Source organism: Cecembia rubra (genome assembly GCF_003014575.1).
Taxonomy (GTDB): domain Bacteria; phylum Bacteroidota; class Bacteroidia; order Cytophagales; family Cyclobacteriaceae; genus Cecembia_A; species Cecembia_A rubra.
In genome coordinates this window covers 162942-188301 of sequence record NZ_PYGF01000008.1, presented here as the reverse complement: position 1 = coordinate 188301, position 25360 = coordinate 162942, and the positions used below count along the sequence as shown (strand labels likewise).

General features: G+C 42.4%; 20 protein-coding genes. 14 read left to right on the top strand and 6 right to left on the bottom strand.

Features of this window, described 5'->3' with window-relative positions; translation table 11 throughout:
• Positions 1–720 precede the first annotated feature (720 nt).
• Positions 721–1764, bottom strand: a complete 1044-nt coding sequence (locus CLV48_RS14730) for an RluA family pseudouridine synthase (protein ID WP_106568056.1) — start codon at positions 1762–1764, stop codon at positions 721–723.
• 60 nt (positions 1765–1824) lie between these two features.
• On the opposite strand from CLV48_RS14730, the gene CLV48_RS14725 reads away from it, so the two are divergent.
• Entirely contained in the window at positions 1825–2739 is a 915-nt protein-coding gene (locus CLV48_RS14725; RefSeq protein ID WP_106568055.1) for a 1-aminocyclopropane-1-carboxylate deaminase/D-cysteine desulfhydrase, read from the top strand.
• On the opposite strand, the gene CLV48_RS14720 is transcribed toward CLV48_RS14725, so the two are convergent.
• From CLV48_RS14720 to CLV48_RS14710, 3 genes are read right to left on the bottom strand one after another with little or no spacing between them, the layout of a single operon-like run.
• Complete coding sequence (locus CLV48_RS14720) at positions 2734–3372, bottom strand: AlbA family DNA-binding domain-containing protein (protein WP_106568054.1); 639 nt, start codon at positions 3370–3372, stop codon at positions 2734–2736. The two genes, CLV48_RS14725 and CLV48_RS14720, sit on opposite strands and share 6 nt — an antisense overlap.
• A 47-nt stretch (positions 3373–3419) precedes the next feature.
• Positions 3420–5465: an excinuclease ABC subunit UvrB gene (uvrB, locus tag CLV48_RS14715; RefSeq protein WP_106568053.1), complete on the bottom strand. Its 2046-nt coding sequence runs from the start codon at positions 5463–5465 to the stop codon at positions 3420–3422.
• A 57-nt stretch (positions 5466–5522) separates the two neighbouring features.
• Positions 5523–6719, bottom strand: coding sequence for a lipoprotein N-acyltransferase Lnb domain-containing protein (locus CLV48_RS14710; protein WP_106568052.1), 1197 nt, complete (start codon positions 6717–6719; stop codon positions 5523–5525).
• Positions 6720–6781: 62 nt separating this feature from the next.
• On the opposite strand from CLV48_RS14710, the gene CLV48_RS14705 reads away from it, so the two are divergent.
• The 4 genes from CLV48_RS14705 to CLV48_RS14690 all read left to right on the top strand — a co-directional run bounded on the left by CLV48_RS14705 (position 6782) and on the right by CLV48_RS14690 (position 12400).
• Positions 6782–9088 carry a hypothetical protein gene (locus CLV48_RS14705; protein WP_106568051.1) on the top strand — a complete coding sequence of 769 codons (2307 nt, stop codon included), beginning with the start codon at positions 6782–6784 and terminating at the stop codon, positions 9086–9088.
• A 90-nt stretch (positions 9089–9178) separates the two neighbouring features.
• Complete coding sequence (locus tag CLV48_RS14700; RefSeq protein ID WP_106568050.1) at positions 9179–10492, top strand: gluconate:H+ symporter; 1314 nt, start codon at positions 9179–9181, stop codon at positions 10490–10492.
• A gap of 160 nt (positions 10493–10652) precedes the next feature.
• A complete protein-coding gene (locus CLV48_RS14695; protein ID WP_106568049.1) occupies positions 10653–11117 on the top strand; it encodes a RidA family protein in 465 nt (154 codons plus the stop codon).
• Positions 11118–11314: 197 nt separating this feature from the next.
• On the top strand, positions 11315–12400 hold the full coding sequence (locus CLV48_RS14690; RefSeq protein WP_106568048.1) for a dipeptidase: 1086 nt from the start codon (positions 11315–11317) through the stop codon (positions 12398–12400).
• Here the strand turns inward: CLV48_RS14690 and CLV48_RS14685 are convergent.
• Positions 12383–14053 carry a carboxylesterase/lipase family protein gene (locus CLV48_RS14685; RefSeq protein WP_106568047.1) on the bottom strand — a complete coding sequence of 557 codons (1671 nt, stop codon included), beginning with the start codon at positions 14051–14053 and terminating at the stop codon, positions 12383–12385. The two genes, CLV48_RS14690 and CLV48_RS14685, sit on opposite strands and share 18 nt — an antisense overlap.
• A gap of 309 nt (positions 14054–14362) precedes the next feature.
• Between CLV48_RS14685 and CLV48_RS20850 the strand changes: the two genes are divergently transcribed.
• Genes CLV48_RS20850 through CLV48_RS14670 form a run of 4 tightly spaced genes read left to right on the top strand, consistent with a single transcriptional unit; the run spans position 14363 to position 18969 of the window.
• Positions 14363–14488 carry a hypothetical protein gene (locus tag CLV48_RS20850; RefSeq protein WP_281261112.1) on the top strand — a complete coding sequence of 42 codons (126 nt, stop codon included), beginning with the start codon at positions 14363–14365 and terminating at the stop codon, positions 14486–14488.
• A gap of 12 nt (positions 14489–14500) precedes the next feature.
• A complete protein-coding gene (locus CLV48_RS14680) occupies positions 14501–17056 on the top strand; it encodes a DUF7133 domain-containing protein (RefSeq protein WP_106568046.1) in 2556 nt (851 codons plus the stop codon).
• 2 nt (positions 17057–17058) lie between these two features.
• Positions 17059–18156, top strand: a complete 1098-nt coding sequence (locus CLV48_RS14675) for a sugar phosphate isomerase/epimerase family protein (RefSeq protein ID WP_106568045.1) — start codon at positions 17059–17061, stop codon at positions 18154–18156.
• 33 nt (positions 18157–18189) lie between these two features.
• The gene (locus CLV48_RS14670; protein WP_106568044.1) at positions 18190–18969 is read left to right on the top strand and encodes an SDR family NAD(P)-dependent oxidoreductase; all 780 of its coding nucleotides are present in this window, start codon (positions 18190–18192) and stop codon (positions 18967–18969) included.
• On the opposite strand, the gene CLV48_RS14665 is transcribed toward CLV48_RS14670, so the two are convergent.
• Positions 18970–20301, bottom strand: coding sequence for a GntP family permease (locus tag CLV48_RS14665; protein ID WP_106568043.1), 1332 nt, complete (start codon positions 20299–20301; stop codon positions 18970–18972).
• Between the two features lie 861 nt (positions 20302–21162).
• Here CLV48_RS14665 and CLV48_RS14655 point away from each other — a divergent pair.
• The 5 genes from CLV48_RS14655 to CLV48_RS14635 are packed head-to-tail and all read left to right on the top strand — an operon-like array spanning position 21163 to position 25358.
• Complete coding sequence (locus tag CLV48_RS14655) at positions 21163–21867, top strand: 6-phosphogluconolactonase (protein ID WP_106568041.1); 705 nt, start codon at positions 21163–21165, stop codon at positions 21865–21867.
• Positions 21868–21908: 41 nt separating this feature from the next.
• Complete coding sequence (locus tag CLV48_RS14650; RefSeq protein WP_106568040.1) at positions 21909–22592, top strand: orotidine 5'-phosphate decarboxylase / HUMPS family protein; 684 nt, start codon at positions 21909–21911, stop codon at positions 22590–22592.
• 26 nt (positions 22593–22618) lie between these two features.
• Positions 22619–23653 (top strand): zinc-binding dehydrogenase, encoded by a 1035-nt coding sequence (locus tag CLV48_RS14645; protein ID WP_106568039.1) that lies wholly within the window; start codon positions 22619–22621, stop codon positions 23651–23653.
• A 1-nt stretch (position 23654) separates the two neighbouring features.
• Positions 23655–24455, top strand: coding sequence for an SDR family NAD(P)-dependent oxidoreductase (locus CLV48_RS14640; RefSeq protein ID WP_106568038.1), 801 nt, complete (start codon positions 23655–23657; stop codon positions 24453–24455).
• A gap of 15 nt (positions 24456–24470) precedes the next feature.
• A complete protein-coding gene (locus CLV48_RS14635; protein ID WP_106568037.1) occupies positions 24471–25358 on the top strand; it encodes a sugar phosphate isomerase/epimerase family protein in 888 nt (295 codons plus the stop codon).
• The last annotated feature ends 2 nt before the right edge of the window (positions 25359–25360 follow it).

Here is a 25360-nt window from a genome sequence, read left to right as displayed (position 1 = left end):
TAATCAAGCGATTCTTTTTTTAAAATTTTTTCAACCGAAAAGCTTTATTTTTACATTATTTTTATCAAAATACAATTTTTAGTGAATTTTCAATAAACGAACCTTGGATTTCAATAGCCTCATTAAAAATTCCGCAATCGATTTTTCTGCCAATTAATACCAAATAAATTTCTTGGGATTTATAAAAATGCGCTTAATCATGATTGACCACCCAAGCATACCAAAAAGACTTGCTCATTAAATGAAGTAATACTGACAAAACATTTCCAAAGGAAATCTCCAAAACCTATGGAATTGGAATCCAAGAACCGCCTGAAAATAAAAAAAGCTGTGAAACAAGATTCCACAGCTTTAGTCAATTAACAATAAACCCAAAATAACCTGATGTAGGAGAAGGATTTGAACCTCCGAAGCATTTGCCTCCCCAGTGTTTTTAACCCTACATGAAATCCCAATACTAATTATCAGAATTGATGTTACAAAATTAACTACGAAACTGAGTTTTTGCAAACTTCATAAAATTTGAAATGAAAATTTACAGAATATTTATTTTTAAGCTCAATAAATGCAAATCCCTAAATGTAAATCGATTGCGGAAGCTCTAACTTTGAAAACTTGATAAGAAATTTTGAGTTTCCACTCCAAAATATCAAAAAAATGCAATTTTTATAGGGGCCAAATTTTACCTATTCGGGTAAAAAACAATGTTTTTTCATGAATTCAACTTTCAAATGTGACATATTTTTCCCATTTCTCAAGTACGGAGGCAAAATCTCTGGGCAAAGCTGCCTCGAAATACATTTTCTTTTTGGTAACAGGATGAATAAAACCCAAGGACATGGCATGAAGTGCCTGTCGAGGCATAAGCTCAAAGCAATTCTGGACAAAAGTCTTGTACTTTGAAAACTGGGTCCCTTTTCTGATTTTATCTCCCCCGTACATTGCGTCATTGAAAAGAGGATTTCCCAAAAATTTCATGTGCGCCCTGATCTGATGGGTTCGGCCGGTTTCCAGATTACACTGGATCAAAGACACATACCTTAACCTTTTCAAGACTTTCCAATGCGTGACTGCATGTTTCCCTTGACTGCCATCAGGAAATGCGTCCATGACTTTTCGGTCTTTGGCACTTCTCCCCACATGGGCACTGATGGTTCCCTCATCTTCTTTAGGTTCCCCCCAAACCAAGGCCAAATAGGTTCTGTCAATATGGTGATGAAAAAACTGATTGGCAAGATCCGTCATGGCTACCTCTGACTTGGCTATAACCAATAAACCTGAGGTATCCTTATCAATCCGGTGCACCAGGCCAGGTCTTCCGGTATTTCCAGGAAGAGTTGGGAGTTGGTTGAAATAATAGACCAGGCCATTGACCAAAGTCCCGGTCCAATTGCCATGGGCAGGGTGTACTACCATTCCAGCTGGTTTATTTACTACCAGTAAATGCTCATCTTCAAAGACAATATCCAAAGGAATTTTCTCAGGCAATACTTCGGTATCCCTTGGCGGTTTTTCCAAAAGCACTTTGATTTCATCCAAAGGCTTGACCTTATAATTGGACTTGGTAGGCTTTCCATTGACAAGGACATTTCCGGCATCAATGGCATTTTGAACTTTATTACGGGTAGCATTGGCCACTTTGTCTGTCAAAAATTTGTCAATCCGGGTTAAACTCTGCCCCTTATCAACAACAAAACTAAAATGCTCAAAGAGCTCTAACTCTTCTTCTTCGTCCAAATTTTCGTTTTCAAAGTCTTTTGCCATCCCACAAAAATAAGCGCATTTGCCAAAGTTTTTGATATTTGTAGCACAATACCTTCAATCATGCTGATTCCAAACTCCATTGAAACCGAAATCCTCCATCATCCTCTTTGGGAAAAAAAAGGTATTGAACTGTCTATCAAAAGACTCGATCAGGTTCACTCAATGGCCTCGGGGAACAAATTCTTTAAGCTCAAATACAACCTGATTCAAGCTCAAAAACTAGGAAAATCTACGCTTTTGACCTTTGGTGGAGCCTATTCCAACCATATCTTTGCCACCGCGGCTGCGGCTGAATATGTAGGTTTCAAATCAATAGGCATTATCCGGGGTGAAGAAACCTTACCGTTAAACCCTACCCTCAAGGCTGCACAATCTCATGGAATGGAACTCCAATACCTGAGCAGGTCAGTCTATAGAAACAAAAAGGAAGAAGCATTTATCGATAATCTCAAAAAGCAATATGGGGATTTTTATTTGGTTCCGGAAGGAGGCACCAACGCACTGGCTATTCAGGGTACAGCAGAAATCCTAACAGAAAAGGACTCGAAGTTTAGTCATATCTGCACTTCCATAGGTACGGGAGGAACTTTCTCCGGATTGGCCAAGAGCATCGAACCTGACCAGGTCTTGATCGGATTTTCTTCTTTAAAAGGTGATTTCATTCATGAAGAAATCAGGTCACTCTTTTCCCAATTTGAGATCCAAACTAAAGGGAAAATACAGATTCTAGACCAATACCATTTTGGTGGCTATGGCAAACACAATGAAGGTCTATTGGAGTTTATCCGTTGGTTCTATCAGGAATTTCAAATTCCATTGGACCCTGTTTACACGGGAAAGATGGTTTATGGTCTATTGGACCAGATAAAAAACAACCTAATACCCATAGGGTCAAAAATTCTGGTACTGCATACCGGTGGAATACAAGGAATTGCGGGGTTCAACCAACGATTTGGCCTTTCCCTTCCTTTATGATTCTTTGGGGATATAAAAATCCTCTTTTTCCTGTGGAACAATCTGTATGACATTGGCCAAAACCAACCTCACCAAAGTTTTTGATGCCAGAAACCTTGGTAGTTTGGCAAAGTTCTGAAAATCCTTCAGGGTAACTTTACCTTTTTCTGCCAAAGCTTTCATGAGAACAGTTTCTTTATCCCCATAGGTAAATACCATGTTCTGTTGCATTTTGTCCCTTTTGAGTATTTCCCACATTTCTTTACTTGCCTGAATGCTCCGGTCAGCGACTCTTACATATGCCCTTTTCCTATTTTGGTCAAGGAGGTAATGTGGCCGGTTCTCTGATTTTGGGATTTGAAATACCGCAACCCCCTTTTTCGCATTCAGCTTGACTAGCTCTACTTTATATTCCAGTTCAGGCCTGACCAATTCGCGGATTGCTTTTTCCATGACAAATATCTCCTCCTCAATAAAACGCTGACCACTGACCGTACCGTCATCATCCACCCCTATCAATAATACCCCACCTTCGGTATTGGCCAAAGCAATGATCTCTCTTACGATTTTATCAGGGAAAGCTGCCTTCTTTTTGAATTCCACTTTTAGGCCCTCTCCCTGCTGAGCGAGTTTAATGATCTCATGTAATGTCATTTCCTAATACATTGAGGCAAGTGGTAAACGGTTTAATAAAATAGCCATTAGAGCGATCCAATCCCTCTGTTCAGCTCCTCTAGTCTGTTTTTCAATCCCTGCCATTCATCCCTAAGCCTTGCCGCCTCCATGAAGTTAAGCTCTTTGGCAGCCTTTTCCATTTGCTTTTGGGTCTGCGCAATGAGTTTTTCCAACTTATCCTTGCTAAGATATTGGACAACTGGATCTGCAGCCACTAAGGCCTCAGCATCCACCCTTTCTTCATATACCTTGGCATTCTTTTTCGAATCTGCCACTGTCGTCTGTCCAAGGATTTTTTCTTTGGATTTACGCACGGTTTGAGGTACAATCCCATGCTTCTCATTATATGCCATCTGAATTCCTCTTCTCCTTTGGGTTTCATCAATGGCCATCTTCATGGAGTCGGTAACTGTATCGGCATACATGATCACTTTCCCGTTTTCATTCCTGGCGGCCCTACCGATGGTCTGTACAAGGCTCCTCTCATTTCTCAAAAAGCCCTCCTTATCTGCATCCAATATGGCCACCAAAGATACTTCAGGCAGGTCAAGGCCTTCTCTCAACAGATTGACCCCAACGAGCACATCAAAAATCCCTAAGCGAAGCTCTCTAAGAATCTCCACCCTGTCCAAAGGCTTGACCTCAGAATGGATATACCGGCTCTTTACCCCTGCCCTCTCCAGAAATTTTTGGAGTTCTTCCGCCATTCTTTTGGTTAGGGTAGTGACCAAAACCCTGTCTCCTGATTTGACCCGCTCATCGATTTCTTCCAGCAAGTCATCAATCTGATTGGCACTGGGTCTGACATCAATGATGGGGTCAAGCAGCCCCGTCGGTCTAATAATCTGCTCAACTACCACTCCCTCAGCCTTGTTCAGTTCATAATCTGCAGGAGTGGCACTGACATAAATGATCTGATTGACCAAACTTTCAAATTCATCAAAATTCAAAGGTCTATTGTCCAAGGCCGAAGGCAATCGGAATCCATAATCCACCAAGTTGACCTTTCTGGCCCTGTCACCTCCCCACATGCCCCTGATCTGGGGAAGGGTCACATGGCTTTCGTCAATGACCATCAGGTAATCATCCGGAAAATAATCCAACAAACAGAAAGGTCTGGTACCGGGCTTTCTCCTATCAAAATACCTTGAATAATTCTCTACTCCCGAGCAATAACCCAATTCCCTGATCATCTCAAGATCAAATTCCGTACGCTCTCTCAGCCTTTTTGCCTCAATCAGCTTCATGTCCCTTTCAAAAAAAGCAACCTGTGACATTAGGTCATCCTGAATTTCGTGAATGGCTGTTTCGATCACATCCCTTCCCGTCACGAAAAGGTTGGCAGGGAAAATGGATATAATCCTTTCATCAGAAATTTTCTTCCCTGAAGCAGGATCAATTCTTTGGATAGCTTCTATTTCATCCCCCCAGAAATAAATCCTATAAGCAAAATCCGCATACGCCACAAAAATATCCACGGTATCCCCCTTGACTCTAAAAGTACCATGACTGAGATCATTGTTGGTTCTACTGTAAAGGATATCTACCAACTTGAAAAGTAGCTGATTTCTGGGTATCCTGTCCCCTTCCTGAAGGCGGATCACATTTTTCCCAAATTCATCGGGATTTCCGATTCCATAGATACAGGAAACAGAGGCCACTACAATCACATCCCTTCTTCCCGATAGCAAAGCAGAAGTTGCGCTTAACCGAAGCTTTTCTATCTCATCATTGATGGACAGGTCTTTTTCAATATACGTACCGGATGTGGGTATAAAGGCTTCCGGCTGATAATAATCGTAATAGGAGATAAAGTACTCCACTGCATTTTCCGGAAAGAACTGCTTGAATTCACCGTACAACTGAGCAGCCAGTGTTTTGTTATGGCTAAGGACCAAAGTAGGTTTCTGGACTTCCTGGATCACATTGGCTATAGTAAAGGTCTTTCCGGATCCGGTAACACCCAAAAGCACCTGCGCAGTGTCTCCACTTTTTATTCCTTCTGTAAGTTGGGCAATAGCATGTGGCTGATCCCCCGTAGGTTGATATTCTGATACAAGTTTAAAATCCATTGCGCTGCGGTCTTAGCAAAGTATAACAAGAATCAGGTGGGAAAAAGTTTTGACATTCTAAACATTAATCCTTTTTCCCTCCTGAAGTTTTTCCCAATTGTAATAAAGAAAATTGGTCCTCAATATCACCACAAGTAAAAGTGGAACAATGCTGGGATGAAAAGACTGTACTCCAAACACCCAGAAAACCAAGCAGAGATTGGCTAGTATCAAGGCAAAAAGCAAGTATTTCTTCAACCAAGGTTTCAAACTACCCCTCCATAATCCGAATGCCAAAGCAAGATGGCCTGGGAAAGCCCATAGAATATTCCAATTGTACTTGGTCTGGGAGTGGAAAGTAAAAAACCAAAGCAATACAATCAGGATTCCGAGCATTCCCAAAACAGTGAAGAACAGGATGTCAAAACCTTTGAACAACTTCTTCTTTTTGTGGCCCATATAGGTCAAAACCATGACCAGTATAGCCAAAAACCACCAAGTGAAATAGGGATTAAAAAGCCCCATTTTAAAATCCCTCTCATCAAATTGCAGGACTACATGGCTGGATTTTACCAAAGGGCGTGTTGGTCCGTCACCCACGATCATAGCCCTCGCAAATGCCTCCTCCATATAATCCGGTAAAAACTGCTTTTCTCTTTCTTTCGCATCTACATCGATCACCGCTCCGAGTGCCAGATCAATACCAAAATCCGCCCAGGGAAGTGGATAAACGTACTCATCGATCAAATTCCTAAAAGTTTTCTTTTCAGGTTCTGTCTTTTCATTCCAGTCCAATTGTTTCCCTAAAACTTCCTCAAAAGCATCCCGAATACGGGTAGCACAGTTGTCATAAAAGAAATCATACCGGTAAAACCGGTTTGAAGGCTGGTAATTTACCTGAAGAAATTGTACCAATTGCTTGGACTGCTCAGGATTAAGATCCAGGATTTGCTCCCTTACATTTCGCTGGAAGTAATTGTATTCATAAAGGAAACGCTCATAAGTCGAAACACTGAGCATATAATCCAAAGTCCGTTGGGTGAATTTGACATAAAAAAATGGGGTATTGAAATCGAAAGTTCCATAATTGAATACAATATCCTGATTGGACTCCATGTCCAATACCCTAATGGCACTATGTCCAAAAGCGGAATATAGTTCATCACCCGGATCACAGGTCAAAAGGCTGATCTGATAATTTTGCGCATTGGCAGCAAAAATAAACGGATAAATAAACGGATAAATTAGGAGGAATTTTTTCAAAAAGGAGCGCATAAAACTAATTTTGTTGAGCAAAGGGACTTTTTCGGACAAACACTTTTTATATCGGTAAAGCGATGGAAACTCTATTTCATTCGGCACGAATTTACTTTATTCTAACATTTTTTTGTTGGATTCCAGGGATATTCTACATCCTTTGCTACGCACAGATCCCTCTTGAACCAGGAGATTACCGAAGCATTGCTTCCGGAGATTTTGATAATCCGGCCATTTGGGAAACCTGGAATGGGGGCCAATGGGTACCAGCCAACCAAAAACCCAATCTCAACAATAACCTTTTTATTGACCAAAGCCACGAAGTCCGGTTGAGAGAAAATGAAAGTGCCAAAGACCTTTACCTGTTCAGTGCTGCAGATCCAGGCAGAAAGCTTAACCTTCAAAATTTTGAACTACATCTCTATGGCGCACTTAGAGGGCTTAGAAAAGAAGGAAATGAGTTTTTCATGAATTCAGTTAGCAGCCTATTGACGGATTGGATATATCCCGAAACCGGAAAAATTGTCTTTAAAGGGAGTTCCAGAACCGTGGTGGACAGGGCTTCTTGGAGTGCAAATAATCAAAACAGCAGGTATACTGTGGTATTCGATCCGGACCAAGGGGCTACCTTAGTAGTCAATTCAGCTTTCAAAGCCAGTGCATTCATTATCCTTTCGGGAACTGTTCACCAAACTGTCAATACCATCGGAATACCTGCCTGTTCCACTTTTTCGTTCAATACTCAGACTATTTTCAATGGAGGCGGACCTTATGGGGATCTCATCATTGAAGCGGGAGGTACTTTGATATCTGATTGCAGCGCTCCATTAGAGCAGTTGCTCAGACGTTCTGCTTCTGCCCCTGCCAGCCTTTTCCACCTCAAACCGGGAGCTACTCTGATATTGAATGGCAACCTGCCCCGACTGGAGGCTGCCCATCTTCTATTAGAAGGCAGCGTCATTTATAATTCCAATTCAGGAACCCAAAAAATGCTCCAAAAAACTTTCGATTCATCCGAAGAACCTCAAATTTATCATGATTTGATTTTCAGGGGAAATTCTGTTAAAGTTCTAAAAGAGAGCATCTCACTTACCGGAAACCTGATCAATGAAGCCAGCGGTAACATCCTAAAAGAAAATACAATTTTTCAATTTTTAGGCCAAATAGATCAGGAAATATCGGGTTGGGAAATGGGTTTTGCTTCATGGACAGTGGACAAGCCTTCGGGCAGGATTATTCTGAATGATGACCTAAGGATTCTTGGAACCTTCCAAATGCGGAATGGTCAAATAGATTTCAATGGCTTTGATTTTTTACTAAATCAATCCGGAACCGGCGGATTGGATTATGAAGGTGGATCATGGTTCAACCTGCACCGCTTCCATTACTTCAATTTACCATTTGACTTGGGAGAGAAGAATGCTACTTTTCCCTTTGAAGATGCCTATCAAGGAGGAATTCGTAAAATTCAATTACTGGGTGAAGCCCCGGGTGGGGATATTGTGATCAGGTTTGTGGAAATTCCCGGAGCCAACTGGGAACCAAATTTCAATGACAACGATGGAACTCCAATTTTGTATCAGTTGAACAGCTTTTTTGAATTTTCCACGAGCCATCAATCTTCCTCTAACCTTGAAATGAGGATTTCTGCTCAAAACCTGATCGTGGATGATGTAGATGACCTGCGCTTGGTCAGCAATGGAAAAGCTGCCCCTGGAAGCCATATTCCTGGTTTAGATCCAAATTTACTTTGGGCCAGAAGAAGTCTTGAATTTGCTGATTTGAACGGTCAAAGTTTTACTGTTGGGAGTTTCAGGCAGCTATCCATCTTACCTGTTTCATGGCTGGATCAAAAAGCAGTCTGGGAAAAAGGAAGAATCAGGATTTCCTGGAGTACCGGATTTGAGAGGAAAAATGAAAAATTTATCATTTACCGCTCTTTTGGCCATACAGAGTCATTTGAACCTATTGCAGAGCTTCCTTCTCAAGGAGATAAAGAAGGCAAGCAAGAATATAATTTTGAGTACAAGGAAAGTATTCCGGATGAAAGGGTCTTTTTCCAAATAGAGCAGGTTGACTTGGATGGGCAAAGTACATTGAGCAGGGTTTTCCGTTTGGAAGGTTGGAAATTACCCAAGGATTACTCCTTGAATCTTTGGCCAAATCCTTACAGGGAAGGACCTGTTTTCTTAAAATTAGGCTCAGCTTGGCATATGGAAAATTTATTTTTAGAAATATTGGATACCAAGGGAAAATTCAAATATGAAGGTAAATTCAATCCCAATTTATTGCCCGAGCTGATGGGAAAATTACCAGAAGGTCTTTACCTCCTGCGTTTGAATGATGGGGTGAATGTAGCACAGCTCAGATGGATAAAAGGCAAATAAAAAAACGGCCACTCATCAAATAGAAAATAGGTGCCATATTTAGCTTCCCGATATATTTTCTAAATTGTAGCTTCAACCCTTACCAGACCTATGACCTTTGTATTTCTTTTGATCAGCATTGCAGTTCTGATACTTCTGATCACCTGGCTGAAATTCAATCCATTTATTGCATTCCTAATTTCTTCAATCTTAGCAGGTATTCTTTTGGATGTCCCACTGGAACTTCTTGCAGGTTCTATTCAAAAAGGGATTGGTTCTCTTTTAGGGGATTTGGTCATTATTATCGTCATGGGTGCCATGTTAGGTAAACTTGTAGCTGAAAGTGGAGCCGCCCAGAGGATTTCCGATGTGCTGATGGGGATTTTTGGCGTTAAAAATGTTACCTGGGCCATGATGCTCACCGGATTGGTGGTGGGCATTCCATTGTTTTATAATGTGGGGTTCGTCCTTTTGGTACCCTTGGTCTTTACTGTTTCTTATCAATACAGGCTTCCTGCTGTATTTGTTGGTATTCCCTTATTGGCCGCTTTATCGGTCACTCATGGTTTCCTGCCTCCTCATCCTTCTCCTGCTGCCCTGGTTGCCCAATTCGGTGCAAACATGGGGCTGACATTAGTCTATGGATTATTAATCGCTGTGCCCACCATTATCATAGCTGGTCCATTCTTTGCCAAATTACTCAAAAAAATTGACGCAAGACCATTGGAGACATTTCAGGCAAAGCCCAAGGAAGAAAGTGAACTTCCGGGTACCTTTAATAGCTTTTTCTCCGCTTTATTCCCTGTTTTTTTATTGATAGGGACCACAATTTTGGGATTCCAGTTCGCCCCGGAGCATGTGCTAGCACCCTATATCAAATTCATCGGAGACCCCGGAATGGTGATGTTGATCTCACTGCTTATTGCTTCATATACCTTAGGCATCCGGATGAGGTTCAAAATTGAGCAATTAATGGAGACCTATGTGGTAGCTACCAAGGATATTGCCATGATCCTTTTGATTATCGCTGGTGCCGGGGCCTTGAAACAGGTGTTGATGGATTCTGGAGTTAGTCAGACTATTGCGGATGCACTGCAAGGCTGGGATGTTCACCCTTTGATTTTGGCATGGACGATTACAGCATTGATACGGGTTGCGGTCGGTTCCGCTACTGTGGCAGGATTAACCACAGCGGGCATCATCGCCCCAATGGTAAGTACCGGAAATGTAGACCCTAATCTTTTGGTTTTGTCCATTGGAGCTGGAAGTTTGATGTTTTCCCATTTCAATGATGGTGGTTTCTGGTTGTACAAAGAGTATTTCAACCTTTCTGTCAAAGACACCATCAGATCCTGGTCCCTGATGGAAACTATTGTTGCAGTAGTGGGCTTATTGGGTGTCCTGGTCTTGGATATATTTATTTGAAAGGATATCAAGTTTGCTGCCACAATTTGGCTTGTCCTGATTCATGGAAAAGATATTTATTGATATTGGATATTCAATGATATTTGATCACAGCAATTATCGATTAGATTAAATATTTTGCTACGAAATAGAATTATTATAAACTTTTCATAAAAATGACATGAAAACAGCAGAAGAAAACTTCGCAGCTTTAGGACTTGTACTTCCCCCTGCCCCAAAACCTCTTGGGGTATACAAACCCTGTTTGGTAGATGGAAAATACCTTTACCTTTCCGGTCATGGAACTGTAAAAGAAGATGGTACCTTGATCATTGGACGGATTGGTGTAGACATGGATATGGAAGAAGGAAAATTGGCGGCAAGGCAGGTTGGCTTGGCCATGCTTGCCACTATCAAAGCCAACATTGGTTCCCTCAATAAAGTTAAAAGGGTCATCAAGGTTTTGGGTATGGTCAACGCAACCCCGGATTTCGAAAGGCATCCTTATGTAATCAATGGATGCAGCGAACTTTTTGCTGCTGTTTGGGGAGAGGAAAATGGTATTGGAGTGCGAAGTGCCGTTGGTATGGGGTCTCTGCCGGATAATATTCCCGTGGAGATTGAGGCGATGTTTGAATTGGAGTGAATGTTGCACCAAGTACCATGTACAATGTACCAAGAGGTTGTTAGGTAATTCGGATGTCGGAAAGAGGATCTCGGAAAAAATGTAAAATGATGAATGGAGAATTTGGAATTATATGAATACGCTGGTGATAATTACAAAGTGGTTTGACCTTTCAAAAGCCCTGATTAAAAATTATCATTAATTTTAAGAAAAAGAAAATGTTCACCATAGACGCCCATTTAGACCTGAGTATGAATGCCCTGGAATGGAACAGGGACCTAAGAAAACCAGTAGCTGAGATAAATCTCAGGGAAAAGGATATGGATGATAAACCCGACAGGGGTAAGGCCACTGTTTCTTTGCCCGAACTCAGAAAGGGAAATATAGGGTTGGTGGTGGCTACACAAATTGCCCGTTTTGTGGACAAAGATAATCCCCTTCCGGGCTGGCATTCCCCAGAGCAGGCATGGGCACAGACCCAGGGGCAACTGGCCTGGTACAAGGCCATGGAAGAAGAGGGAGAAATGGTACAGATAAAAGACCTGGAGAGTTTGGAAAAACATCTTCATTTATGGTTGAATGAATTGCCTTTTGGCCCCAAACCCATTGGTTATATACTATCCTTGGAAGGGGCAGATTCATTGGTCAACTTATCTTATTTGGAAAAGGCCTATGATTACGGTTTGAGGGCATTGGGTCCTGCCCATTATGGCCCTGGAAGATACGCCAATGGAACCGATTCCACCGGAAAAATGGGGCCAAAAGGTTTGGAACTGCTTAGGGAAATGGAGAGGCTGAACATCATTTTAGATGCCACCCATCTCTGCGATGATGCTTTCTGGCAGGCCATGGACCATTTTCATGGATCTGTTTGGGCCAGCCATAATAATTGCAGGACTTTGGTCAACCATAACCGCCAATTTTCCGATGATCAGCTGAGACATTTGATCGAAAGAGACGCGGTCATCGGAGGGGCCATGGATGCCTGGATGATGGTTCCCAATTGGGAAAGAGGCAAATCCAATCCCAAAGAAATGGAATGCAATCTGGAAAAATTGATAGACCATCTAGACCATATCTGTCAGCTTTCCGGAAATGCAGACCATATAGGTATTGGTTCAGACCTGGATGGTGCCTTTGGCAAGGAACAATGTCCCTTTGACCTGGACACCATCGCAGATCTACAAAAAATCCCCTCACTTCTGTCTAAACGCGGATATTCTTCCAGGGACATAGAAAAGGTCATGTTCGGCAATTGGTTGCGTTTCCTCCGCAAGGCCTGGAAATCAGACAGCAGGGAGTGATTGACGGGCTGAGCGGTCAGGATCATTCTGTACCAAACTGGCATCGTTCAGTACCATAGTTTCACCCTTTTCAACCGTGAAGACCGGCCAATCTGGAAGCTGGGGTGTATTGGGATTTCCTGTTTTCATAAAAGATAGCAGGGCATCGGACATCTTTTCGGATAATTTTCTAGGTCTACCACCTCCTCCTGTATGTGTATACATTCGGTCTGTATTATCAAACCAAAAACAGATATCTATGCAATGAAAGGCCCTCATCCTACCGTTATAAAGATTTGGCTCCCAACCAAACCACGCCATGTAAACCGGGGCTTTTTGCTTTGATTTGGCAGTTGCCGTATTTACAGCTGACAATCGATTGGATAAAATCAAAGACCAGATTTCCGAAGGTTTTTTACCTGGAAAATTGGCTTGGTAAGCCCTCACAATTTTCTCTGATTGATCCCCAAATCTTGGCGTAATCTGTGCAATGACACCTTTAAAATCTATGGCCTCCAACTCAGGATTTGTCCTGGTAGGATTCCATTCATGAAAAGTAGTACAAATCAACAAAGGAATATCAGATCCGTTGCTTTCTGGGCCTGTGAAGAATTCTCCTGAAGGAAGGTGGACACCATCAGCCACCGGTGCAAATCCTACCCTAGAACTTCTTGAATTTTCATTTCTCATTTTTTCCTGAGCCCTATAGGCTATATCCAGGTAATCCCTCCATGGCAATTCTTGAATTCTATCCAAATTTGATGAATTAAGACCTGCCTCTTTCATTACATATTCTCCCAATTTTTGGGAATAAGTCTGGTCTAAAGCTTTCAACATGGAACCGCTCAGTGCTACTCCTTTGTGTACCTTGCCTTTTGCCGCAGGCATTGCCATGGTAGCAGTAACTTTTGCCCCACCTCCTGATTGACCTATGACGGTAACATTGTTTGGATCTCCTCCAAAATTAACAATGTTTTCTTTTACCCAATCCAAAGCAGCAATGATGTCCAACATGCCAACATTGCCAGAGGATTTATACTTTTCTCCTCCTACTCCAGAAAAGTCAGTAAAACCCATGGGCCCCAATCGGTGATTGATGGAGACAAATACAATTTCACCTTTTTTACTTAAGTTTTCTCCATGATAACCATCCTGCTCTATCGCATTTCCATTGGTAAATCCTCCACCATGAAGCCATACTAAAACAGCTCTCCTTTTCCCATCAGCAATTCCCGGAGTCCAGATATTGAGCTTCAGACAGTCTTCACTTACATCATCATAATTCCAATGGTCTGCGAAAGAATAATGTTCATTGGCATAACGTTTATCCATGATCTGTGGAGCGGAGTTCCCCCACCATATGGTATGTTTTACCTGAGACCAAGGCTCAGGCTTTTGGGGTGGCATAAACCTGTTTTTACCTGATGTATCAGCACCATAAGGTACCCCCAAAAATGTGAAGATACCATTGAGCTGGTAGCCTCTGATTTTCCCATATTGCGTATTGGCGTTGGCTATATCATCTCCAATTTTGAGAAACTGATCATCATTATGCAGACTTGAAGGGTCTGTATTGGAATTCCCCAATGCTTTGAAAGGAAGCGTTGCTGCCATTCCAAGGCCTGCACCTCCAAGCCCTACTTTTTGCAAAAATTCTCTTCTGTTTGTTGTCATGGTTATCGTTTTAGGTTTTTCAGGAAAATAGGGGTTCTGTTTTGCCAGGTTTACATTCAGGATTTATCATGGCAGGCATTCTAACTCAATAGGATAAGAAGTAATCATTCAATCCTGGGCCCGATAGGTACATCCAAAATTTTAATTTCCCGGACAAACTGGAATACAAACTAATCAAAAAGACTTCCTCAAAACAGCTTTCGATGTAGGATTACATAGAAGGCAGATTCTTAATGTAAATTTAACATAATGAGAGTTAGAAAAACCTTTGGAAATCCCTAAACCCGTGCAGAAACCTTTCAAAGTTTTATGAAAATCAATTATTTAGCCACTGCTGTAAATCCTTATTGCGGATTTGAGGAAATAATGCCAACTTATGGCAAGCTCTTGTATGCTAAAATTTATTACCTGCTCAAACCCTCAGTAACCTATTAACCCAACCGTAAGATGCCAACCATCCGGTTTCTATTTACAGTCAGCTTACTTAGTTGTCTATTTGCCTGTTCGAAGCATGAACCCATAAATGGAGAAGCTCCCTCTCCTCCAAAGAGTCCCAAAGAAGCCCTTAAAAGCTTTCAGATTGAACCTGGATTTGAAATCCAATTGGTAGCCTCTGAACCATTGGTCCAAGATCCCATTTTTATCACTTTTGATGAAGATGGCCGTCTTTGGGTAGTGGAGATGAGGAGTTTCATGCCTGATATAGACGGAGAAGGAGAATCCCTGCCTCTAGGAAGGATCAACGTTTTGGAAGACAGTAATGGAGATGGTCAAATGGACAAAAGTACCATTTACCTGGACAGCCTTATCATGCCCAGGGCACTTGGATTGATCAAAGGAGGTGCACTTGTCGCCGAAAACAATGCCTTATGGATCACTTTTGATGATAATGGGGACTTGAAAGCAGACCGGAAAGAACTATTTGACCCAACTTATGCTGCCAATGGCATTCCGGAGCATTCTGATAATGGCCTCCTTAGGAATATTGATAATTGGTATTACAATGCCAAATCCAAATTGCGCTACCGACAAGTCAATGGTGAATGGGTAAGGGACAGTACCGAAGCGAGAGGTCAATATGGCATCAGCCATGACGATCAAGGGAGGCTGATTTACAATTACAATTGGTCTCAGCTTCATGGAGACCTGGTTCCTCCTAATTACCTGGGCCGTAACCCCCACCACATACCTTCTACCGGAATAGACCATGGTCTGACCATAGACAGGAGAATTTATCCTATCCGGCCCAACCTGGCAGTAAATAGAGGCTATATTCCGGGAACATTGGATGAAAATGGGCATTTGCTAGAATTTACGGCGGCCTGTTCCCCAGTGGTTTTTAGAAGCCCATTGTTTTCTGAAAATTATTACGGAAATGTATTTGTCTGCGAGCCTGCCGGCAATTTGGTCAAAAGAAATGTGGTCAGAGAATCCGGATTAATTTTAGAAGCAAATGACCCCCATCCAGGCAAAGAATTTTTAGCCTCCACGGATGAACGTTTCCGTCCGGTACATTTGGCAGTAGGGCCTGATGGGGCCCTTTATTTAGCAGATATGTACCGTGGTCTGATCCAACATGGCAGCTATGTTACCCCATATTTAAGGGAGCAAACACTGAAAAAAGACCTCGTATTGCCGATTCACATGGGTAGAATATGGAGAATAGTGCCTAAAAAATGGAAACCATCCAATTTCCCCCAATTGTCAAAAGAAAGTAATGAAGGCCTGGTACAAAGGCTAAACCATGAAATAGGTTGGCATCGGGATATGGCCCAAAGGCTATTGGTAGAAAGTAATGACCATACTGTAGTCCCCTTATTGGAAACACTGGTTAAAGAAGGGACTAATGAATTGGGAAGGATGCATGCCTTATGGGCTTTGGAAGGGCTGGAGAAATTATCCACCGATCTTCTGATTAGGCTACTTTCAGATCCATCAGTCATTTTATCCAATCATTCATTGAGGCTTTTGGAAGTGAAAATCAAACAAGAACCTGAACTGATACACAAAATCCAGGAATACCTCATGGCGGAAGCTCCAAAAGCTTCCAGAAGAAGGGCTCTCCAATTGGCCTTGAGTGCAGCGATTCTTCCAGAAAAAAGTCAGATTGAATTAAGTAAGATTTTATTTGAAAAATATGGGGAAGAACCCGTGATCCGTGATGCCTTAATGAGCAGCCTTAAGGACAGGGAGTTTGAACTTGCCCGAGCTTTTTGGAATTCAGAGAGCTGGTCAAAAAGCAATCCAGAACGGGAAATATTTTTGGAAATGCTCATCTCTTCCATCATCAATAAAAAAGACAGCCATGAAATCAAAGAAATAGTTCAATGGATTGAAAAGCATGAGACAAAAAAGGACTGGAAGATAAATATTGCCCTGAACAGTTTGGCCATTCAAGCAGCTGAAGTTCATAACCTGGGATTGTTAAAATACGGGAAACAACCATTGATCATTGATATAGGAGAAAGACAGCTCCCATCCAACAAAGCCGACATCCTAAAAAGGATGTTTGAATGGCCCGGCCATGCCCCAAAAAATCTTATTGTCTCTTCCTCAAGTCTAAGTGAATCTGATCTGAAGCAATTTGCCTTAGGAAGGCAAAGATACCTTGCCAGCTGCAGTGGTTGCCATGGTACCGATGGAAAAGGTGTAACCCGTATGGGTCCTCCACTGGCAGGTTCAGAATGGGTTACGGAAAATGAAACCCGGTTGGCCTTGATCCTATTACATGGGATGGAAGGCCCTTTGGAGATTGGAGGAAAGATCTATGATGCCCCCGAAATTCTCCCCGTAATGCCCTCCCATTCTACCATGGATGATGTGAGCATTGCAGCTATTCTCACCTATATACGCAATGAGTGGGGAAATCAGGCCAGTGCTGTCAGTGGTAGACTGGTGGCAACTACCCGTCATTTAAACCAAGGGAGGGTATATCCATGGACCGCAAAGGAGCTTAATGAGCATATCAAAAGACTGGAAAACACTATTACCCAAAAACCCTGACCATGAAACATGACCCACACTTAACCTTTGACCCGGACCGTAGAAAATTTCTCCTAAATGCAGGAGTCTTGACTTTAGCCATGGCCATGCCTGGGACTGTTCTGGGTAAATTTCTTACAAGAGAAAAAATGGGCATAGTAGTACATTCTTATGGACTACGGTGGAATGCTTCGGTACAGAGTCCAGAATTTCCGGGGTTTCAAAATGCCCTTCAACTCTTAGAACACTGCCATATGATTGGCTCAGGAGGCATACAGGTAGGAGTACAGAATTGGACCAATGAATTTGCTACACTGCTCAAAAAAAGGAGTCAGGAACTCAACATGTATATTGAAGGAAGCATAGGTCTTCCCAGATCGGAAAAAGAAGCCGTAGGGTTTGAAAATCAAATTGAAGTTGCAAAATCGGCAGGAGTGAATATTTTCCGGACGGTTTGCCTGGGAGGAAGGAGGTATGAGACCTTCACAAACAAAACTGAATTTGAAAGCTTCAAAGAAGAATCCTTAAAAGGATTGAAACGTGCTAGCAAAATAGCCGAAAAACATCAGGTCAAATTGGCCATTGAAAACCATAAGGATTGGAGGGCCAAAGAACTTGTAGAAATTATTCATTGGCTTGACAATAAGTGGGCAGGAGTGACCTTGGATTTCGGAAATAATATTTCCCTATTGGAAGATCCGGATGAAGTGATTGAAATATTAGCTCCTTTTGCCTTTTCAACACATATCAAGGACATGGGCTTACTCACTTATGAAAACGGATTCTTACTTTCCGAAATCCCTCTCGGGCAAGGTGTGGTAAACCTTGAAAAAGCCGTTTCACTATGCCTTCAACACAATCAGGAAATTAAATTCAATTTGGAAATGATTACCAGGGATCCCCTAAAAATCCCCTGTCTTGAGGAAGGTTATTGGAAAACATTTGAAAATCTGCCCGCAAATGAACTGGCAAAAACACTCAGATTGGTCAGAGATAAAGGATTTAATGGAAAGCTACCCATAATCAGTAATCTGAATCCAGAAGAACAACTATCCAAGGAGGAAGAAAATATCCTAGCCTGTCTTGAGTACAGCAAAAGTCAGCTAAAAATGAAACGTTAAAATCTCTACATAAAGACTCATAAATTGAATACTATGGAAAATCTACCAGGAATAAAACTTTTTGATTTAAGTGGTAAAGCTGCCATTGTAACCGGAGGCTCAAAAGGCCTAGGCTTGGCCATGGCTGCTGGATTGGCTTCTTCAGGTGCGGATCTATTATTGGTAAGCAGAAACCATACCGAGGGCGAAGCAGCGGCAAAGGAGCTTTCTGAGCAATTCCCCGTAAAAATACGCTATTTCAGTGCAGATGTATCCGATCAACTACAAACTGAAGCCATGGCCAAAAAGGCTATGGAAGAATTTGGCCGAATAGATATATTGATCAACAGTGCAGGAATAAACATCCGGGGAGCAATCAATGAGGTGAGTTTGGAGGATTTCCAGAAGGTAATGGATATCAATGTTACCGGAACCTGGCTCTGCTGCCGGGCAGTGACTCCATATATGAAGGCCGCCAATAAAGGAAAGATTATCAACCTTGCCAGCACCTTGGGCTTGGTGGGCTTGGCAAACAGGACACCATATACTTCAAGTAAAGGTGCAGTGGTACAAATGACCAGGGCTCTGGCTTTGGAACTTGCTCCTTTCAATATCAATGTCAATGCCATATGCCCGGGACCTTTCCTTACTGAGATGAACCTCCCGATTGCAGATACAGAGGAGGGCAAGAAATTTGTGGTTGGTGCCACAGCTTTGGGTCGATGGGGTGAAATGAAAGAAATACAGGGAGCGGCCCTTTTCCTTGCCAGTGATGCAGCCAGCTATTTGGTAGGTTCAATCCTGGCTGTGGATGGAGGTTGGACAGCCCGCTGATCAATAGAAGATTTTGGTAATCAGGAAAATAAGACCTATAGCCGTAAAGGACATGATGATGGTCCCCAAGCTATGGGTTTTGTTGCCCTGAGAAATTTTTAATCCAGACAATTGGGTTACGGCCCAGAAGAAACTGTCATTGGCATGAGAAATGGCAATCGCCCCTGCCCCGGTTGCCAAAACAGCAAAAACCCGCATAGATTCAGACTCCATTCCCAAATTTCCCAACAATGGAGCAATGATAGATGCGGTCGTAATCATGGCGACTGTGGAAGATCCCTGTGCGGTCTTTAAGGAAAACGCAATCAGGAAAGGGAGAAATATCCCCCAACTGGCATGTGCCAAACTATCTCCTACCAAATCACCGATACCTGAATTTTGAAGCATTTTCCCAAAAACCCCTCCTGCCCCAGTAATCAGGATAACAGGTGCCGCGATGAGAATGGCCTCCCCAATCCAGCCAGAAGAAGACAACAATTTCCGATCAAATTTACTGGGCAGAGAAAAGGAGAGCAAGACGCCCAAAAGCAAAGCGATAACCGGGCTACCCAAAAATGTGATGGTAACTGTAAAAACACCGCTACCAAAAGGCTGTGAGGGATATTTGGCAATTGATGCAAGTATAATCAGGACCAAAGGCAAAATCACCGGCATAAAAGATTTAAAAGCAGAAGGATATTTCCTTTCAATTTTCTCCGTGTCAATCTTTGCCAGCTGTGGCTCTAGGGGAATTTTATAGGCTACTTTTTTGATAAAGTAATAGGAAGGAATCAAAGTAATCAGACTGATAATCAACCCCCAAAAGATTACCATCCCCAGATCAGCCTCTAAAATCCCAGCTGTAGCAATGGGTCCAGGTGTAGGTGGAACCAAAGAATGGGAAGCAGTTGCACCTAAAGCTACGGCAATAGTAGTGGCAGCATAAGGAACTTTACTCTTTAAGGAAAGGGATTTGCTGATGGGATTCATCATGATAAATGTACTGTCTCCAAATACAGGTATGGATAGGATATAGCCACAGAGTAACATGGCTTTGGTAACCGCCTTTTGACCGATCCAATCCAGTATTTTTTCAGCAATGACCAGTGCTCCTCCTGTCTTTTCCAAAAAGGTGCCTAAAAACACACCTAATAAGATGAGAAGGCCTATACTCCCCAATACTCCTCCAAATCCTTCTGATATAGATTTAATAATCATATCACCAGACATTCCCGACAAAAGACCATACAAAATAGCAGTTACAAAAAGGGCCAAAAAGGGATGGATATCAAACTTCACGATGGCAATCAGGATAATGGCCAAAGCAAGCAAGATGGTCAATACAAGTATCATGGTTGTTGTGGTTAAAATAGGTTCAATTGTCAGACTCAAACTTTCAATATACCCAAACTTTTTGCAGTGTTGAAACAAGTAAGGTTTTTTTACGGAATCAAATTTTGAATTTTTACACAAACAACCAATTCAACCTAATAAGTGGAGCATTCTGACTCATGAATGTTTCAAAAACAGGAATTTTAATGAATTTCTATACAATGTTTAAAAATTAACCACTGATAAAAAACAAAAGCGGGAAGCAATCTTTTCAGATTTACTTCCCGCTTCATGAACTTATGACCGTAGCCATCTGCCCATGTCAAGCTACTGTTATTGATACTTTAAATTCAGTTACCCAAATTCAAAAACTTTGACCTCAAACTTCCTGTTTATTTTTCAACATACAGTCCAGATTCAAATGCTTCTGCGGTTTCCCGTCTCAAACTTCCACCTTTCGGCAAAGCCCCTTCACAAATTAACCTGGCGTTTTGAGTTAAAGTCCGGAATGCTACTTCCGATATTTTATCCCTTACTTGATGTTATCAAAATACGATAATTTATTTCCGAAAAACAAAATTTTGTATATAATTTTTTGAACAAATTATCAACATGCCTGGGATGCTTATCAACAAACTTATCAACAAGACTGTATCCATTCATCAGAATTTTATCCTTTTTAATTCTCCAAAACACTAAATTGGGTGTAAATAAAACCAATAAGGCTGAGTTGCTGATCAGAAAGGTTTTTCCACCCAAAGAATACAGGACATATTTTCCGAAAACACCCTATGCGTTTTAAGTACCTAAAAACAATTTAGATATTTTTTTCTGAATGTAATTTGTAACTTCCAAGGAGAATTAACCATAGCCCAGAAGACCATGAACATCCACTATGTTGACAATTATGAAATCTTGAGTAAACAGGCTGCAGGCATCGTCGAACAAGAAGTCAGCAAAAAAAGTGATTTGCTTTTTTGTGCCGCTACAGGCAACTCCCCAACAGGCATGTATGCCCATATGGCCAAGAAGCCCAGTATTTTTGGCAATATGACCATTGTAAAAATGGATGAGTGGGGCATCATTCCCCTGGATCATCCTGATTCCTGCGAATCCTATATTCAAAGGCACATTTTGGAACCTTTGCATATTCCAAAAGAAAAATATATCACCTATGATTCTGCATCTGAAAAGGTGGAACAGGAATGTGAGAGGATGGAAAATTACATTCAGGAAAATGGCCCTTTTGATGTGATTATCCTGGGACTTGGGAAAAACGGCCACATTGCTTTCAATGAACCCGGAGAATACCTGGAGACAAGGTTCCACAAAAACCTCCTTGCCCCCTCCACAATACAGCATGACCCCAATCTTTCCAAAGGCTCAGAGCCTGCATACGGACTCTGCGTAGGCATGCAGGGAATCATGATGGCCAAAAAAATTATTTTCTTGATTACAGGAAAAGGAAAGCAGGATGCTATCCAACAAATTCTGGAAAGAAGGATTTCCACTTATTGCCCGGCTTCTTTCCTATGGCTGCATCCCAATGTGGAGTGTCTGATTGACATGAGTAGCTTAAGCGCATAATAACATGTAAAATCCACTATTTAACCAAAGCCAAAGAACTTATGAAGCCTATTGTACAAATTTCTTTGGATCTGACCAATATTGATGAAGCCCTTGAAACTGCAGCCATGGCCCTTCGTGCTGGGGTTGATTGGCTGGAAGCCGGGACTCCTTTGATTTTAGCTGAAGGCCTTCATGGGGTCAGGAAATTAAGAGAAGCCTTTCCCAAAACCCCTATTGTAGCAGATCTTAAAACTATGGACGGCGGATACCTAGAGGCTGAAATGATGGCCAAAGCAGGTGCAACCCATGTAGTCGTCATGGCTAGGGCCCATGAAGAAACTATCAAATGCGTGGTAAGAGCGGGTAAAGATTATGGCATTGGGGTAATGGGAGACAATCTGGGTTGCCCAGACATGGTCGCAGGAGCCAAATTTCTTGAAGACCTGGGCTGTGATTATGTAATCCATCACATAGGTTACGACGAAAGAAGAGGAATTTCAGCTGCAGGCAAGCCAATGCCAAGCCCATTGGACCAATTGAAAGAGGTAGTATCTGCTGTAAAAATTCCCGTACAAGCCGTGGGCGGGCTGAGCTTGGAACAGGCTATCCAATGCCCTAAATTGGGTGCTCCTCTTGTTGTATTGGGTGCTCCACTTACTATAGATGCAGATGCCTTCAAAACCGCAGACGGGGATTTGGAAGCATCTTTAAGAAAAATATGCGCAGCCATTCATGCCCAGTAATCATTCAAATTCACACCGAAAAAACTATGTCCAGCAAATCAGCAGCAGTAGTCAATTACGCAGAGGCCAAAGGCTCTGTGGAAATCCGAGAAATCCCCATTCCTGAAATCGGGGAAGATGATATTTTATTGGAAGTAGCAAATGTAGGCGTCTGTGGCAGCGACCTCCATCAATGGACCTCTGACCATAGCTGGCCGGTAAATTACCCTGTAGTATTAGGGCATGAATTTGGTGGAAAAATCGCTGCTCTTGGAAGCCGGGTAAAAGGCTGGTCAGTAGGTGACAGGGTGGTAAGTGAAACAGCAGCTGTGATTGATGCCCAAAACCCCATGAGTAGGACAGGGCTCTATAACCTTGACCCAACTAGAAAAGGATTCGGATATGGGGTAAACGGGGCCATGACCAGATTTGTAAAGGTTCCCGCCAGGTGCCTCCACCATGTCCCCGATCATCTAGCTTTTGAGGAGGCCTGTCTTACGGAACCTTGCGCTGTAGCCTACAATGCTGTGGTTGGAAATTCGAGGATAAGGCCCGGCGATAGGGTTCTTGTCATCGGACCTGGAACTATTGGTATACTTTGTGCAGCAGTCGCCAAATTATGCGGTGCAGAAGTGGGGATTGTTGGTTTGGAAGCAGACAAGGAAAGGCTTGAAATAGCAAAAAAATATGGATGTGATGCCTTGATTGGGGAAGCTGCAAAAGATTGGGCGAAGAAAGCCGATGGTTTGGGCGCAGACCTAATTGTAGATGCGGCAGGAGTTTCCGCTACATTAAAAATGGCTATTGATTTGGTAAGGCCAAATGGTCAGGTAACCAAAGTAGGTTGGGGTCCCCAGCCCTATAATTTTTCTTTAGATCCCTTGGTCCAGAAAAATGTACGCCTACAGGGGAGTTTCAGTCATAATTGGCCGATTTGGGAAAAGGTCATCAGCCTGATGGCCAGCGGGAAATTGGATGTCAAACCTATAATAGGTGGAGTATGGTCAATCACAGAGTGGAAAAAAGCTTTTGAACTGATGCATGAAGGGAAAGTAGTGAAAAGTGTATTAAAACCCGTTTAAGATGCGCTTAAAGGATAAAGTAATCATAATCACGGGAAGCACTACGGGGATAGGAAAAGCCATTGCCAAAGCTTCCCTATCTGAAGGCGCCAAAGTCCTACTTCATGGCCTGGAAGAAGATTTGGGAAAATTGACCTTAGAAGAATTAGGTTGTGAAAATACCCTCCTGCATGTAGAAGATATCACATCAGAAGGTTGTCCAGACCGCCTGGTGGGCCTAGCCATCAAAACCTGGGGGAAACTTGATGCAATTGTCAATAATGCTGCTTTGGTGGTAAGTTCTAATATTGAAAATACTGACAACAGGTTTTTAAGCAAGGTTCTGGAGGTCAACAGTATTGCCCCATTTCTTTTGATCAAATCAGCCCTTCCCTATTTATCAACCTCAAGAGGAGTGGTTTTGAATATTGGTTCGGTCAATGCATGGAGCGGTGAACCCAACCTTTTGGCCTATAGTATTTCCAAAGGAGCATTGATGACAATGACAAGGAACCTGGGAGATGTTTTGCCAAGAACCCATGGAGTAAGGGTCAATCAGATCAACCCGGGATGGGTATTGACCGAAAGAGAAATGATCCGTAAACAACAGCATGGCCTCTCGGAAAACTGGTATGAAGAAATCCCAGCCATGTATGCCCCTTCGGGAAGAATACTTTGGCCGGCAGAAATAGCTGCTGCTGCTGTTTACTGGCTTGCAGACGAAAGCGGGCCCATCAGCGGGCAAGTGGTAGATCTTGAACAACATCCTTTGATGGGCAGAAATGCCCCAAAGGATTCTTCCACCATTCATGGCAAATTTTAAAATAATGGAGAACTTATGCCCAAATTAGCTGCCTTCCCTAAAGCTTTTATGCATGCCCTATGCAAAGATGGCAGCATGAAATTGGCTACCTGGATTGAACTTGCCTCCAATTTGGATATTGAGGGACTTGAATGGTATGCTGGTTTTTTGGAAATGCAGGATACCCTTAATTGGAAGCTTTTTAGAAAAATGGTGGAAGACAAAGGGAAAGTCATTCCCATGATGTGCTGCTCTCCTGATTTCACCCATCCCAGCAAAACTTTCAGGCAAAAAGAAATCGATAAACAAAAGTACTGGATAGACATGACCTTTGCATTGGGAGGTTCCTATTGCCGGGTGTTATCCGGTCAAAGACGTCCAGAATTGACCATCCAGGAAGGTGTAAAATTGGCGGCAGATTCTATCCAAAGCTGCCTTCCCTATGCCGAGGAGCGTAACATAACTCTGATTTTGGAAAACCACTACAAGGATGACTTTTGGGAATATCCTGAATTTGCCCAAAAAATGGACGTATTCACCCAATTGGTGAACAGCATCAACCATCCCAATTTTGGTGTAAATTATGATCCCAGCAATGCTTTTTTGGCAGGAGAAGACCCTTTGGAATTGCTCAAAAAAGTTTCCCATCGGGTAGTCACCATGCACGCCAGTGACAGGTATTTGAAATACGGTACCGTTGAAGATTTGAGAAATGAGGAGGACGGAGCACTTGGCTATGCCAAAAGGTTGAGCCATGGAGAAATCGGAAAAGGCTTGAATGACTATGATGCCATTTTTTCTGAACTGAAACGGGTAAGTTTTGACAGTTGGATCAGCATTGAAGATGGCGTGGAAGGCATGGACCAACTGGAAAGAAGTGTGGCATTTTTAAGAAAGAAAATAGCCCAATATTGGCCTGATTAAAA